Below are 12,809 nucleotides of genomic sequence, written 5' to 3'. Positions count from 1 at the left end.
CTTACGGCCCGCGAACGTCCGCGTGCCGGACCGCCGGGGCGGTGGCGTCGCCTCGTACCCTCGACGGGTGAAGATACTGCTCACCGGCGCGGCCGGGTTCATCGGAGGCCACGTGTCCGAAGCCCTCCACGCCTCGGGCCACGACGTGATCGGCTTCGACCTGCGCACCGGCGCCGACGTGCGGGACGGCACGGCACTGGAGGAGCCACTGGGCCGGGTGGACGCCGTGGTGCACCAGGCGGCCAAGGTCGGGCTCGGCGTGGACGTGGCCGACCTGCCCGGCTACGCGTCGGTGAACGTGTACGGCACCGCCGTGCTGCTGGCCGCGATGGCCCGCCACGGCGTGGCGAGGCTGGTGCTGGCGTCGTCGATGGTGGTGTATGGGGAGGGCGCCTACGACTGCGCCGACCACGGCCGGGTGCGGCCGGGGCCGAGGGCGGCCACGGATCTGGACCGGGGGTCCTTCGAGCCGCGCTGCCCTCGGTGCGACGCCCAGGTGGTGTCGGCGGTCGTCGACGAGTACGCGCCGATGGATCCGCGCAACGCCTACGCCACCACCAAACTCGCCCAGGAGCACCTGGCGGCGAACTGGGCGCGCGAGACCGGTGGCACCGCCGTCGCGCTGCGCTATCACAACGTGTACGGCCCCCGGATGCCACGCGACACCCCGTACGCGGGGGTGGCGGCCATCTTCCGGTCGGCGCTGGAGGCGGGGCGCGCGCCGCGCGTCTTCGAGGACGGCGGCCAGCGCCGCGACTTCGTCCACGTGCGGGACGTCGCCAGGGCCACCGTGGCCGCGCTGGGCGGCGGGAAGCCGGGCTCGCTGGCCGCCTACAACGTCGCCAGCGGTGAGCCGCACACCGTGGGCGAGATGGCCGAGGCCCTCGCCGAGTGGCGTGGCGGACCCGCACCGGTGATCACCGGCGAGTACCGGCTGGGTGACGTACGCCATGTCGTGGCCTCGCCGGAGCGTACCCGCAGGGAGCTGGGGTTCACCGCGGAGATCGGCTTCGCGGAGGGGATGAAGGAGTTCGCCACCGCCCCGCTTGGATGACACGCCCGGGGTGCCGGGGCGGCGGGGGCGTGTCGCGGGACCGGCTCACCAGGGTCACCAGGGTCACCAGGGTCACCAGGGCGAGAGAACCAGTCCCTGCAACAGCGACCCCGTCACGACCTGGGCGGTCAGCCACCGCCTGCCGGGCGTCAGACTCGCGGCCAGGCCGATCCACAGCGCGTAGGGCACCCAGATGCGTTCCACCTCGCCCCGGGTCACGCCGCTGACGTCCAGTGCGAGCACCGCCACCAGGGCGGCCGCCACCACGGCGCGCACCCCGCCCGGACCGGGCCGCGCCAGGCCCACGGCGGTGGCCGGCCCGGTGAGCATGGCCAGCACGCCCAGATTGGCGAACAGGAAGTACAGGTAGGGCCGGGCGGCGCCCGGATCGGCCGCCCACTCGGCATGGGTGGCCAGCACCCCGGACGGCCACAGGAAGCCCGCGGCGGCGAAGGCGGCGGTCACCGCCGAGGCACCGGCCAGGGCAGCGAGCGCCACCTCGCGCGGCACGCGGGCGGCGACCGCGACGACCACGGGGATCAGCAGGTAGGGGACCAGGCCGTAGCTGAGGTACGGCAGCGCGCCGAGCAGCACCCCGGCACCGGCCCCCCACCCCGCCCCTCGCGCGATCCGGCCGCGCCTACCGGCGCGCCCGCCGAGCACCAGGAGGGCCACGCCCCACGCCCCCACCCCGGCGAAGAAGGCGTCCATGCTGGTGGCGATCCAGACCGAGGCCGGGGTGAGCGCCAGGTACGGCAGTGCCCTCCGGGCCGCCCGCTCCCCGGCCAGTTCCCGTACCGTCAGCGCGATCGCCACGGTCGCCGAGCAGCCGACCGCGACGACCAGCAGTGCCGCCCACAGCGGCCCGGACAGGCCGAGCGCGGCCAGCGACCAGAGCACCAGCACGGGCAGCGGCGGGTGCCCGCGCACGTGGGTGGGATACTCCGGCAGGCGCCGGGTGAAGGAGGCCAGCCAGCCCAGCGGGTCGTCGCCCACCATGGGCAGCACCGCCGGATACTCCTGCGGGTGGGTCAGCGGAGCGGACAGCCCGTCGGCGGAGATCGCCAGCAGCGTCGTCCAGGCCAGCGCGCAGCCGTAGGACACGAGCAGGGCACGCCTGAAGCCCAGCCGCGCGGTGAGGGCGGGCAGGAACAGGACGGCGGCGCCCCCGAACACGATGGCGGGCAGCAGCGTGAGGGGCGGCACGCGGAAATGCCCGTGCAGCGGCGGCAGGTGGTCGATGGTGAGCACGCCGAGCGCGTGCAGGATCGCGCCCGCCGCGAAGGACACGGCGACCAGCAGCGCCCAGGTCCAGAGCGCGCGTGCCGTCCTCCTGTCACGGGGGGAACGCGCGGCGCGGGCGCCTCGCGCCGCGCCCGTGGCCTCGGTCGCCGACATGTCAGGAACCTCCGGTGAGGAACTACTCAAAAGGCGCGCCTCTCCGCTTCGATCCGCCGCCCCCGGTCGTGGACCACCTTCCCAAACTAGGGCTGAGCTGGCCGTTTACTGAATACGCGTCACCGTTTTGTAAGAGGTGATCGTCGCTTCCTGCCCTACCCTCGAAGCCATGAAGATCGACGTGGTGCTGCCATGTCTGAACGAGGAGGCCGCGCTCTCCTGGGTTCTCGGCCGGATGCCGCACGGCTACCGGCCGATCGTGGTCGACAACGGCTCCACCGACAACTCGGCCGGTGTCGCCGCCGAGTACGGCGCGGCGGTGGTGAGCGAGCCACGGCGCGGGTTCGGCGCCGCCTGCCACGCCGGGTTGCTGGCCTCGACCGCCGACGTCGTCTGCTTCATGGACGCCGACGCCTCGCTCGACCCGGGCCAGCTGCCACGGGTGGCCGACCCGGTCCTGGCGGGCGAGAGCGACCTGGTGCTCGGCCGCCGGACGCCGCACTCCGGGCCCGCGCACGCCCGGGTCGCCAACGCCGTGCTGGCCGCACGCCTGCGCCGCCGCACCGGCGCCCCGCTGCACGACCTGGGGCCGATGCGCGCCTGCGAACGCGCCGGGCTGGTCGCGCTGGGGCTGGCCGACCGCCGGTTCGGCTACCCCCTGGAGATGGTGCTGCGCGCGGCCTCGGCCGGCTGGCGGATCACCGAGGCCGACGTCGACTACCTGCCGAGGGTGGGTCGTTCCAAGGTGACCGGCACCGTGCGCGGCACCCTTCGGGCGATCGCCGACATGCGCCGCGTCATGGGAGAGAGGAGATGAGCGCCGCGCAGATCGTGGTCATCGCCAAGGAGCCGGTGGCCGGGCGGGTGAAGACCCGGCTGACCCCGCCGTTCACCCCCGCCCAGGCCGCCCACCTGGCCTCGGCCGCCCTGCGGGACACGCTGCACGCCGTGGCCGCAACGCGGGTCCATCGGCGGGTGCTCGCGCTCGAAGGGCTCCCCGGGACCTGGCTCCCGGACGGCTTCACCGTGATTCCCCAGCGCGGCGACGGCCTCGACCAGCGCCTGGCCGCCGCCTTCCACGACGCCCACCGGCTGTACCGGCTGCCCGTGGTCCTGATCGGCATGGACACCCCGCAGGTCACCCCGGACCTGCTGGACACCGCCGTCACCCTGCTGGCCACTCACGACGCGGTGTACGGACCGGCGTCCGACGGAGGCTTCTGGCTGCTCGGGTTGCGCCACCCCGACCCGTCCCTGCTGCTCGGCGTGGCGATGTCGCGGCCCACCACCGGCACCACCCAGCTGCGGCGCCTGCGCGAGACCGGGCTGGACGTGGCCCGCATGCCGGAGCTGGACGACGTCGACACCGCCGCCGACGCCTTCCGCGTCGCGGCGCGGGCACCCGGGTCCCGTTTCGCCGAGGCCCTGGCGGCCGTCGGGGCGGGAGTGTCCCGATGATCGGCGAACTCTACGCGGAGTCCCTGACCGGTACGGCCACCGAGATCGAGTACATCGACGGGACCGTGGAGCCGCTGGAGCCGGATCGCTGGTTCGGGCCGATCGACGGCGACGAGGCCATGCTGGCCCGCTGCGCCGCTCCGACGCTGGACGTCGGCTCCGGCCCCGGACGGCTCACCGTCGCGCTGACGCGCAGGGGCGTCCCCGCGCTGGGCATCGACATCACCCCCCGCGCGGTCGATCTGACCCGTCGCGCCGGGGGCCTCGCCCTCTGCCGCGACGTCTTCGACCGGGTCCCGAGCAGCGGCCGGTGGGCGACCGTGCTGCTCGCCGACGGCAACATCGGCATCGGCGGCGACCCGGCCGCCCTGGTACGCCGGGTCAGGCAGCTCGTCCGTCCGGGCGGCGAGGTCCTCGCCGAGGTGGAGGGACCGGGCACGGCCAGCCGGGTGGACCGGGTGCGGCTGCGCAACGGGGAGACGGCAGGCGGCTGGTTCGGCTGGGCCCGGGTCTCGGTGACCGACATCGCGCGCCTGGCACGGGCCGGCGGCTTCTCGGCGACCGAGCACTGGCAGGAGGCGGGACGATGGTTCGCGAGCCTTCGCTGACCGCGCGCCCGCCCCGGCCCGATCGACCGGGGCGGCGGTGGGAGAACACCCGTGCGGGCACGGCCGGCGGCGGGCCGGGCAGCCGGTCGCCACGAGAGGTGGCGGCGCGGCGACACCGGCCGCCACCTCGTGCCGAGGGCGGCCGGTCGTGAACGGCTTCGGCGACGCCCTGATCGGTGACTGGCATCGTGCCGCCTACGCCGCGGTCAAGGCGCTGGCGTTGTTCCTGACCGCCGTGGTGGCGTTCCGGCTCACCGAACGCCGGACCATGGCGGAGTTCGCCCCGTTCGACTGGGTCGCCGCCGTCGCGGTCGGTGCCATCGTGGGACGTACCGCCACCGCGTCGGACGCCTCGTGGCTGACGGGCGCCGCGGCGCTGCTGGCCCTGCTCGCCGCCCACGCGGCCATCACCAGGCTGCGGTTCCTCCCGGTCGTCGGCCGCCTGGTCGACCCGCCGATCCGGATCCTGATCCGCGACGGACACGTCAACCGGCGCGACCTGCGCCGGTGCGGGCTCACCGAGGCCGACCTCGACTCCGTGCTCCACCAGCACGGCTATCACGGCCCGGCCGGCATCCACCTCGCGATCTTCGAGGCCAAGGGCGCCGTCTCCATCCTGCCGTACCCTCCGGGCGCGACCGGTGGCACGGGCCCGCGCCCGCACGGGAGACCCCGCGGATGAGGGCGACCGCGGGGCCCGTTTCTCCCGGGGTTCCGCTTCGCCCTCACCGTCGACGTGGTACCGGCGCGTGTCCGGCGCGCCGTCAGCCGAGGTGCGCGGCGCTCCAGCAGTCGGCCTGGCCGGAGCCGCCGCAGCCGGACAGCCTGTCGAGAACCCTGGCCATCTCGGTGGTGCGGGCGTGGCCGGGGTCGTTGCGCTCCTGGTGGGGATCGGCCACGGTGTCGTAGTACTCGGGGACGGGGTCGCCCTCGTACTCGACGTAGAGTTCGCCCGCGGTGCGCACGCCGACGTAGCTGGGTGGCTGGGCGTTGCCCTGCCCGGGGTCCTCGGCGTCCGGGTCGGGCTCGCCCGTCGCCTTGGGGTTCGGCCTGACGTGCTCGATGAGGGCGGCGTCGCGCCAGTCCTTCGGCCGGTGTCCCGAGATGAGCGGCAGCAGGCTGCGCCCGTCGCGGCTGTCACGCTGCGCCCCGCCGATCCCGGCCATGTCGAGGAAGGTCGCGAAGAGGTCGACGTTCTGGGTGATCCTGTTGTCGACGAGGTCGCCCTGCCGTCCCGCGCTCGGGCGCTTGACCAGCAGTGGCAGCCGCACGTCGTGGTCGTAGGCGGTGGACTTGCCGCGTACGAGGCGATGCTGGCCGAGATGGAATCCGTTGTCCGAGGTGAACACGATGTAGGTGTTCTTCTTCTCCTCGGCCGAGAGCGCCGAGGTGACGCGCTCGACCATGTCGTCGACGGCCTGCACCATGCGGATCCGGTTGCGGAAGTCCTCGCGCAGCTCTTTCGCCAGCTTGGTGTCGGTGCCGATGGCCTGCCTGCGGACCCAGGCCGGTTTGTCGGAGGTGTCCTCGTCGAAGGCGGGCAGCGTGGTGACGTCGATGGTGCCGCAGTCGGTGCCGCCGCAGTCGCCGCGCGGGAACTCCCCCGCCGGCCACGCCGCCTTGGGCCGGTCACGGTACGCGGGCGGGAACCGGGGCTCCTTCTCGCCCGGCTTGACGCCGACCCTGGCGTGCGGGGAGAAGGGGGCGACCTGCAGGAAGAACGGTTTGCCAGGAGCGTGCTCGCGGGAGCGTTCGATGAAGTCGACCGCCCGCTCACCGAGCACGTCCACCAGATACCTGCCGCCGGAGGCGATCGGCCTCTGCCCGTCGCTCTCCTCCTCGACGTAGTCGGTGAGCAGATACTTGAACTCGCTGTAGCCGCCGCCTCCGGCCACGTGCCACTCGCTCCAGCCCACCGGCACCCGGTAGTCGGCGTCCACCGGATACTCGTTGATGTACTTGCCCAGGTAGCCGGTGCGGTAGCCCGCTCCCCGCAGCGCGGCGGCGTAGGTCCGGCTCTCGTGCTTCTCGAAGGCCGCGTAGCCACCCCCGTCGGATCCCTTGTTGGTCTCCACGCCGGTGTTGTGCGGGAACTGGCCGGTGAACGTCGAGGCGCGCGAGGGGCAGCACAGCGAGTTGGAGACGTAGTAGTTGGTGAACGTCGTCCCGTTGTCGCCGAGGCTCTTGACGGTGTCCATGTACCGCAGCAGATCGGCCGACATGTCGTCGACGAGGAAGAACACGATGTTCGGCTGCCGGGGACGCTCCGCCTGCGCGCCCGCGGGGGGAGCACCGGAGCCGGAGAGTGCCACCGCGACGGCCGCACCCGCCGCGGCGAGGCGCCTGCTGAGAGTTCGCATGACTGTGGCCCTTACAGCTGTCAGAAATACGGTCGTAGATCACCATAATCGTGCTGAAGCCGCCCAATAACCGATTCCTCCTGAAAGATCCCTGGGAAACGCGCGCCGGACGAGCCCGTCCCGCCGACCGGCGATCGGGAGGGAACCACCCGCGGACCTGGTGAAAAACGGGAAGAAGCCGGGCTTTGAGAACGGCCTTTTCCGGCAAGGACCCCCGGCGGGCCGACAAAGTGGTCGTCTCACGTCGGCACCGGCTTCGGGGGTGATCAGTGTCGGACGCGTCCCGCGAGCGTGGCCCCGCCGGGGGCGAGACCACGAAGGGCGGGGGAATCTCGCGGGTGAGGGCGTGGCTGCGGGGGGACGAGCGGCCGCCGGGTCCGTTCCGCCCGGAGTTCTGGCGCAGCCCGCTGCGGGGACCCTGGCTGACGTCGGTGTTCGGTCTGGTGCTGCTGGCAGGGATTCCGATCGTGGCCCTCACCGGTCTGGTGTCCTACGCCGCCTACGATCCCCGGCTGCCCGGCAACGACATCACCCCGGAGAAGGGACTGCTGGGCTTCTACCTCTTCGACTGGCCGACCGATCCAGTCTGGTTGTATCGGCTCACCCAGGGGGTCCACGTCATCCTCGGGCTCACCCTGGTGCCGGTGTTGCTGGCCAAGCTGTGGTCGGTGATCCCCAAACTGTTCGCCTGGCCACCCGCCCGCTCCCCCGCCGAGTTGCTGGAGCGGGCCAGCCTGCTGCTCCTGGTCGGCGGCGCGGTCTTCCAGTTCACCACCGGCATCCTGAACATACAGCTGCTCTACGTCTTCCCGTTCTCCTTCTACCCGGCCCACCTGTACGGCGCCTGGCTCTTCATGGTCGCGCTCGTGGCGCACGTCGTCTTCAAGCTCCCCCGGGCGATCACCGCGCTGCGGTCCCGCGACTTCCGCCAGGAGCTGCGCACCGGCTTGCGCGACACCTGCCCGGAACCACCCGACCGCGAGAGGCTGGTGCCCGTCGCCCCCGCCCGGCCGACCGTCTCCCGGCGCGGCCTGCTGGCCTTCGTCGGCGGTGGTTCGCTGACGATGTTCGGCCTGTCCGTCGGCCAGACCCTCGACGGGCCGTTGCGCGGCACCGCGCTGCTGGCCCCGCACGGCCGCGCGTACGGTCCGGGCCCGAACGACTTCCAGGTGAACAAGACCGCGTCCAGCGTGGGCGTCAGGGAGGCCGAGACCGGTCCCGGCTGGCGGCTGACCCTGACCGGGCCGCGTCCGGTACGGCTGTCGCGCGCGGACCTGCTGGCACTGCCGCTGCACACCTACCCGCTGCCGATCGCCTGCGTGGAGGGCTGGTCCACCGAGCAGGAGTGGACCGGTGTACGGCTGGCCGACCTGGCCGGGCTCGCCGGGGCCGCCGACGGGAGCGGGGTTTTCGTCCGCTCGCTGCAGCGCGGCGGCGCGTTCAGCCACGCCTCGCTGAGCGCCCGGCAGGTGGCCGACCCGCGCTCGCTGCTGGCGCTGCGGGTCAACGGCGCCGACCTGTCGCTGGACCACGGCTTCCCGGCCCGGATCATCGTGCCCAACGCTCCCGGTGTGCACAACACCAAATGGGTACGCGAACTCGACTTCCGGTCGTTCTCGTGACCCGCCGCAGGGGTGTGCCGTACCGGTGGACGACCACGTACGGCGCCGGGCCGGGACACCTGCTCACACTGGCCGTCTGCCTGGCGGTGGCCGGCTACGTCGCCACCCGGGTGATCTCCGCCGGGATCTGGGTGGGATTCCTGCTGTGGTTCGTCGGCGCCGTGATCATCCACGACCTGGTGCTGTTCCCGCTCTACTCCTTCGCCGACACCACCGTCCAGTCACGGTCGCGCCCCCCGGCGCCGCCACCCCGGGCATCGCCCACCGGCCGGTGGCCGCCACCGGTCAACTACGTGCGCGTGCCGGCCGGGCTGTCCGGCCTGCTGCTGCTCGTCTGGTTTCCTCTCGTCCTGCGCGCCTCGGAGCACAACTACCGGGAGGCGACGGGGCTGAGCACCGCCCCCTACCTCGGACGATGGCTGCTGATCACCCTCCTGTTCTTCGCCGCCTCGGGCCTCCTGTACGCGCTGCGGCACCGGACCGGGAGAAAGCTGCGGCACCGGGCCGGGAGAGATCAGGAGAAAAGGGCGCGGCCCCAGTAGTCGCCCGCGTCGCGCACGCCCGGCGGGCAGGCGAACAGGCCGCTGGAGACGTGCTTGATGTACTCGTTGAGGGAGTCCTTCCCGGCCAGGGACCTCTGCACGGCGACGAACTGCCGGTGGGGGTCGCGCTGGTAGGCGATGAAGAACAGCCCGGCGTCCAGGCGGCCCAGCCCGTCGGAGCCGTCCACGTAGTTGTAGCCCCGGCGCAGCAGGCGCGCGCCGCCGTTGTGGGAGGGGTGCGCCAGCCGTACGTGCGCGTCGTCCTTGATCAGGGCCTCGCCGTCGGGGCCCTTGGCGTCGAAGTCGATCACGTCGAACTCGGCCTTTCCCCCCAGCGGTGCCCCCTCCCCCTTGTCCCGGCCGAAGATCTGCTCCTGCTCGGCGAGCGGCGCCCGGTCCCACGTCTCGACCAGCATCCGGATCTTGCGGGTCACCAGGTAGCTGCCCCCGGTCATCCAGCCGGAGCCGTCGTCCGGCCCCACCCAGAGCTGCTCCCTCAGCAGTGCCACGTCCTCCAGCTTGAGGTTGGCGGTGCCGTCCTTGAAACCCATCAGGTTGCGCGGCGTCGCCTGCGCGCGCGACGTCGAGGACGTACGGCCGAAGCCGAGCTGGGACCAGCGCACCGAGACCCGGCCGAAGCCGATGCGCGCCAGGTTGCGGATGGCGTGCACCGCCACCTGCGGGTCGTGCGCGCACGCCTGCACGCACAGGTCACCGCCGGAGATCTCCGGCAGCAGCGCGTCACCGGGCAGGTGCGGCAGGTCGGCGAGCGCGGCCGGCCTGCGGGAGGCGAGCCCGAACCGGTCGTCGAACAGCGAACCGCCGAAGCCGACGGTCAGCGTCAGTCCGGAGGCGGGCAGGCCGAGGGCCTCGCCGGTGTCGTCGGGCGGCGCCTCGGGCTCACCGCCGACCGCGCCGAACGCGCCGGCCTCCTGCCCCTGCGTCATCCGGGCCGCGGCGGCGGTCCACTCCTGCAGCAGCTCGGCGAGCTCCGCCTTCTTGTCCGTCGTCACGTCGAAGGAGACGAAGTGCAGCCGGTCCTGCGCCGGGGTGACGATGCCCGCCTGGTGCTCGCCGTAGAAGGGGACGGGATCGGAGGTGGAGGCGGCACGGGCGGGTGCGGGCTCGCCGCCCGCCCCGCGCACCGCGATGGCGCCCGCGCCGGCGACCGCCACGCCCGCGGCGCCCATCCCGAACAGCTTCCTGCGGCTGATCCGCTCGCTCATCGCACCTCTCCCCTACGGCTACGGCCGGGCCCCCGCTACTTGGCCACCACTGCGGCGATCTTGCTGATCGGCTCGGCGAGCGCGTTGATCGCGTCCGACAGCTTCTTGAGGTCGTCCTTGGACAGCTCGGTGTGCAGCTTCCAGCCGTCGCCCTTCCGGTGGGCGCCGAGCGCGGCCTCGGCTCCGGCGAACTTCTCGTCCAGTGTCTTCACCAGCTCGGGGGCGCGCTCCTCCAGGACGGGACGGAGCGCCTGGACCGCGGCCTTGGAGCCCTGGAGGTTGGCGTCGAAGTCCCACAGGTCGGTGTGCGAGTAGCGGTCCTCCTCACCGGTGATCTTTCCGGAGGCGACCTCGTCGAGCAGGCCCTTGGCCCCGTTGGCGAGCAGCACAGGCGACAGCTCGGCCGCGTTGGACTGTTCCACGATGGTCTTGATGTCGGCCATCAGCTTGTCGGCGACCGGCCCGTCCTCACCGACGTCCTTGGTGACCCAGAGGTCCTTCTCGATCTTGTGGAAGCCGGTCCACTCCTCGCCCTCGGCCACGTCGTTCTCGCGGGCGTCGATGGCCGGGTCGAGGTCGCCGAAGATCTCCGCGACCGGCTCGATCCGCTCCCAGTAGGTGCGGGAGACGGGGAAGAGCTCCTTGGCCCTGTCGATGTCCTCGGCCTTGACCGCGTCGACGAACTCCTGCGTCTTGGTCAGCAGCGTGTCACTCTGACTCTTGATGTAGCGCTTGTATCCGGCGGTCGCCGCGGCGAGCTGGGCGTCGTCGCTGAGCGGCTTGTGCTCGCCGGTGACCTTGAGCGGTCCGCGGACGCCCTTGCCGATCATGCCGGGCTTGCAGGCGGTCTGGTAGCTACCGGCCGGCAGCTCCACGATCACCTCGCGGGTCAGGCCGGGCACGATGTTCTCCACCTCGCCCATGACCCGGTCACCGGCGGCGTAGACGTAGAACTCGGTCACCTTGCTGCCGCCGTTGGTGATGGAGAACGTCGAGGTGCCCGCGGGCACCTCGGTGACGGCGACCTTGCACTCGGTGTCGGTGGCGGCCACCGCGACGGGACCGCCCTGGGCCGGGGCGGCGGACGCTCCGGCGCCGGTGCCCGCGGTGGGCGCGGTGGGCTCGGAGGAGCAGGCGGCGAGACCGGCGAGCGCGAGAGCGCCCGCGGCGATGGCAAGGGAAGTACGCATGGTCGTCCTGTTCAAACGGTTTCAGCCCGCGGGCCGCGGGTCGGTCGGGGAAGACTGGGAACTCGGGGACGTCTGGGGCGCTGAGGGGACGGTGGACGAGGGGGCCGGGCGACCGCGTCGCGGCCTCAGGAAGAGGATGAGCGTCGGCACCGCGTAGAGGACCCACGCCACCGTCTCCAGCACGCTCGGCTGCGGGGTGATGTTGAACATCCCGGACAGCAGGGCGCCGTACCAGGAGTCGGCGGGCAGCACGCCGCTGATGTCGAAGGCGTAGGTGGACAGGCCCGGCAGGACACCGGCCTCCTGAAGGTCGTGCACGCCGTACTTGAGGATGCCGGCGGCGACCAGGATCAGCAGCAGGCCCGTCCAGGTGAAGAACGTGGTCAGGTTGATCCGCATCGCGCTGCGGTAGATGGCCCAGCCCAGCGCGACCGCGGTGAGCAGGCCCAGGCTGATCCCGATCAGCGGGACGGCGGTGGTGGTGGCCCCCTGCACGGAGGCGAAGAACAGCAGCGCGGTCTCCAGGCCCTCGCGCGCCACGGCGAGGAAGGCCATCACGACCACCGCGGTCGCGCCGACCTCCAGGGCCTGGGTCAGCCTGGCGCGCAACTCGCCGGAGAGGGTACGGGAGGCGCGCCGCATCCAGAAGATCATCCAGGTGACGAACGCGGCGGCGAGCAGCGAGGTGATCGCCTCGAACAGCTCCTGCCGCTGATACTCCAGGTGCGCGACGGTGAAGGTGAGCAGCGCGCCGAACGCGACCGACAGGGCGAGGGCGGCGCCGACCCCGGCCCACACGAGGGGCAGCCGGTCGCGCCGGTCGCTCTTGACGAGGAGCGCGACGAGCACGGAGACGACGAGCGTGGCCTCCAGACCTTCGCGCAATCCGATGAGGTAGCTGGCGAACACCGTCACTCCATAGATGGGAAGCCTTACCTAAATTAGGGCAGGGCAACCTTACTCTCCGCAAGAGGACGAACCCCTACAGGGGGTACGGCTCTGAGCAGGGACGATGATCACGACGGGCGGGCTGCTCGTGCGTTTCCCGGGTGAACCGCACGTTTCCCAGGTGAACCGTGCGTTTCCCGGGGAGATCGCGCCACGAGGTCCCCTCACGGGAGGATTCCCCCTCGGCGGGTGGGCGACACCGGTGGCCATCATCGTGGCGTCCGGTCGTCAGACTCCCCTGCCGGTGAGGATAGATCCGATGATTCGGAATCATCATGCTGACGACAAATGACACCCTGTTGACGTGGACCGATCCATTTCAACCGCTGAACTGGGTGTTTTCCCGAAGAGGTTACCGCTTTTTTTTCGGCACATCTCTTAAGTGTTGCGTTTAGGTGTCAGA

The 12,809-nt window shown here is 72.1% G+C and carries 12 protein-coding genes; 7 read left to right on the top strand and 5 right to left on the bottom strand.

Annotated features, from left to right (window positions below; genetic code table 11):
• The first annotated feature begins 67 nt into the window (after window positions 1-67).
• Window positions 68-1,054: an NAD-dependent epimerase/dehydratase family protein gene (locus ABD817_RS24435; protein ID WP_344920440.1), complete on the top strand. Its 987-nt coding sequence runs from the start codon at window positions 68-70 to the stop codon at window positions 1,052-1,054.
• Window positions 1,055-1,126: 72 nt separating this feature from the next.
• On the opposite strand, the gene ABD817_RS24430 is transcribed toward ABD817_RS24435, so the two are convergent.
• Window positions 1,127-2,452, bottom strand: a complete 1,326-nt coding sequence (locus ABD817_RS24430) for a hypothetical protein (protein ID WP_344920439.1) — start codon at window positions 2,450-2,452, stop codon at window positions 1,127-1,129.
• A 169-nt stretch (window positions 2,453-2,621) separates the two neighbouring features.
• Between ABD817_RS24430 and ABD817_RS24425 the strand changes: the two genes are divergently transcribed.
• From ABD817_RS24425 to ABD817_RS24410, 4 genes are all read left to right on the top strand, one after another.
• Window positions 2,622-3,269 (top strand): glycosyltransferase family 2 protein, encoded by a 648-nt coding sequence (locus ABD817_RS24425; protein ID WP_344920438.1) that lies wholly within the window; start codon window positions 2,622-2,624, stop codon window positions 3,267-3,269.
• Window positions 3,266-3,910: a TIGR04282 family arsenosugar biosynthesis glycosyltransferase gene (locus tag ABD817_RS24420; protein ID WP_344920437.1), complete on the top strand. Its 645-nt coding sequence runs from the start codon at window positions 3,266-3,268 to the stop codon at window positions 3,908-3,910. Before ABD817_RS24425 ends, ABD817_RS24420 begins: the two co-directional genes overlap by 4 nt.
• On the top strand, window positions 3,907-4,518 hold the full coding sequence (locus ABD817_RS24415) for a class I SAM-dependent methyltransferase (protein WP_344920436.1): 612 nt from the start codon (window positions 3,907-3,909) through the stop codon (window positions 4,516-4,518). Before ABD817_RS24420 ends, ABD817_RS24415 begins: the two co-directional genes overlap by 4 nt.
• Window positions 4,519-4,666: 148 nt before the next feature.
• Window positions 4,667-5,200 carry a YetF domain-containing protein gene (locus ABD817_RS24410; RefSeq protein ID WP_344920435.1) on the top strand — a complete coding sequence of 178 codons (534 nt, stop codon included), beginning with the start codon at window positions 4,667-4,669 and terminating at the stop codon, window positions 5,198-5,200.
• Window positions 5,201-5,282: 82 nt separating this feature from the next.
• Here the strand turns inward: ABD817_RS24410 and ABD817_RS24405 are convergent, their stop codons facing one another.
• A complete protein-coding gene (locus tag ABD817_RS24405; RefSeq protein WP_344920434.1) occupies window positions 5,283-6,878 on the bottom strand; it encodes a sulfatase family protein in 1,596 nt (531 codons plus the stop codon).
• 269 nt (window positions 6,879-7,147) lie between these two features.
• Here ABD817_RS24405 and ABD817_RS24400 point away from each other — a divergent pair, with 269 nt between their 5' ends.
• Window positions 7,148-8,500, top strand: a complete 1,353-nt coding sequence (locus ABD817_RS24400; RefSeq protein ID WP_344920433.1) for a molybdopterin-dependent oxidoreductase — start codon at window positions 7,148-7,150, stop codon at window positions 8,498-8,500.
• Complete coding sequence (locus ABD817_RS24395) at window positions 8,497-9,042, top strand: hypothetical protein (RefSeq protein ID WP_344920432.1); 546 nt, start codon at window positions 8,497-8,499, stop codon at window positions 9,040-9,042. The genes ABD817_RS24400 and ABD817_RS24395 overlap by 4 nt, the downstream gene beginning before the upstream one ends.
• On the opposite strand, the gene efeB is transcribed toward ABD817_RS24395, so the two are convergent.
• The 3 genes from efeB to efeU are packed head-to-tail and all read right to left on the bottom strand — an operon-like array spanning window position 9,015 to window position 12,367.
• Window positions 9,015-10,268, bottom strand: a complete 1,254-nt coding sequence (gene efeB / locus ABD817_RS24390) for an iron uptake transporter deferrochelatase/peroxidase subunit (protein ID WP_344920431.1) — start codon at window positions 10,266-10,268, stop codon at window positions 9,015-9,017. The two genes, ABD817_RS24395 and efeB, sit on opposite strands and share 28 nt — an antisense overlap.
• 35 nt (window positions 10,269-10,303) lie before the next feature.
• Entirely contained in the window at window positions 10,304-11,458 is a 1,155-nt protein-coding gene (efeO, locus tag ABD817_RS24385) for an iron uptake system protein EfeO (RefSeq protein ID WP_344920429.1), read from the bottom strand.
• A 21-nt stretch (window positions 11,459-11,479) separates the two neighbouring features.
• Window positions 11,480-12,367 carry an iron uptake transporter permease EfeU gene (efeU, locus tag ABD817_RS24380; RefSeq protein WP_344920428.1) on the bottom strand — a complete coding sequence of 296 codons (888 nt, stop codon included), beginning with the start codon at window positions 12,365-12,367 and terminating at the stop codon, window positions 11,480-11,482.
• Window positions 12,368-12,809 lie beyond the last annotated feature (442 nt).

Source organism: Streptosporangium oxazolinicum (assembly GCF_039537505.1).
Classification (GTDB): Bacteria; Actinomycetota; Actinomycetes; order Streptosporangiales; family Streptosporangiaceae; genus Streptosporangium; species Streptosporangium oxazolinicum.
The sequence above is the reverse complement of the archived record's forward strand: the minus strand, read 5'-3'. Positions and strand labels throughout refer to the sequence as shown.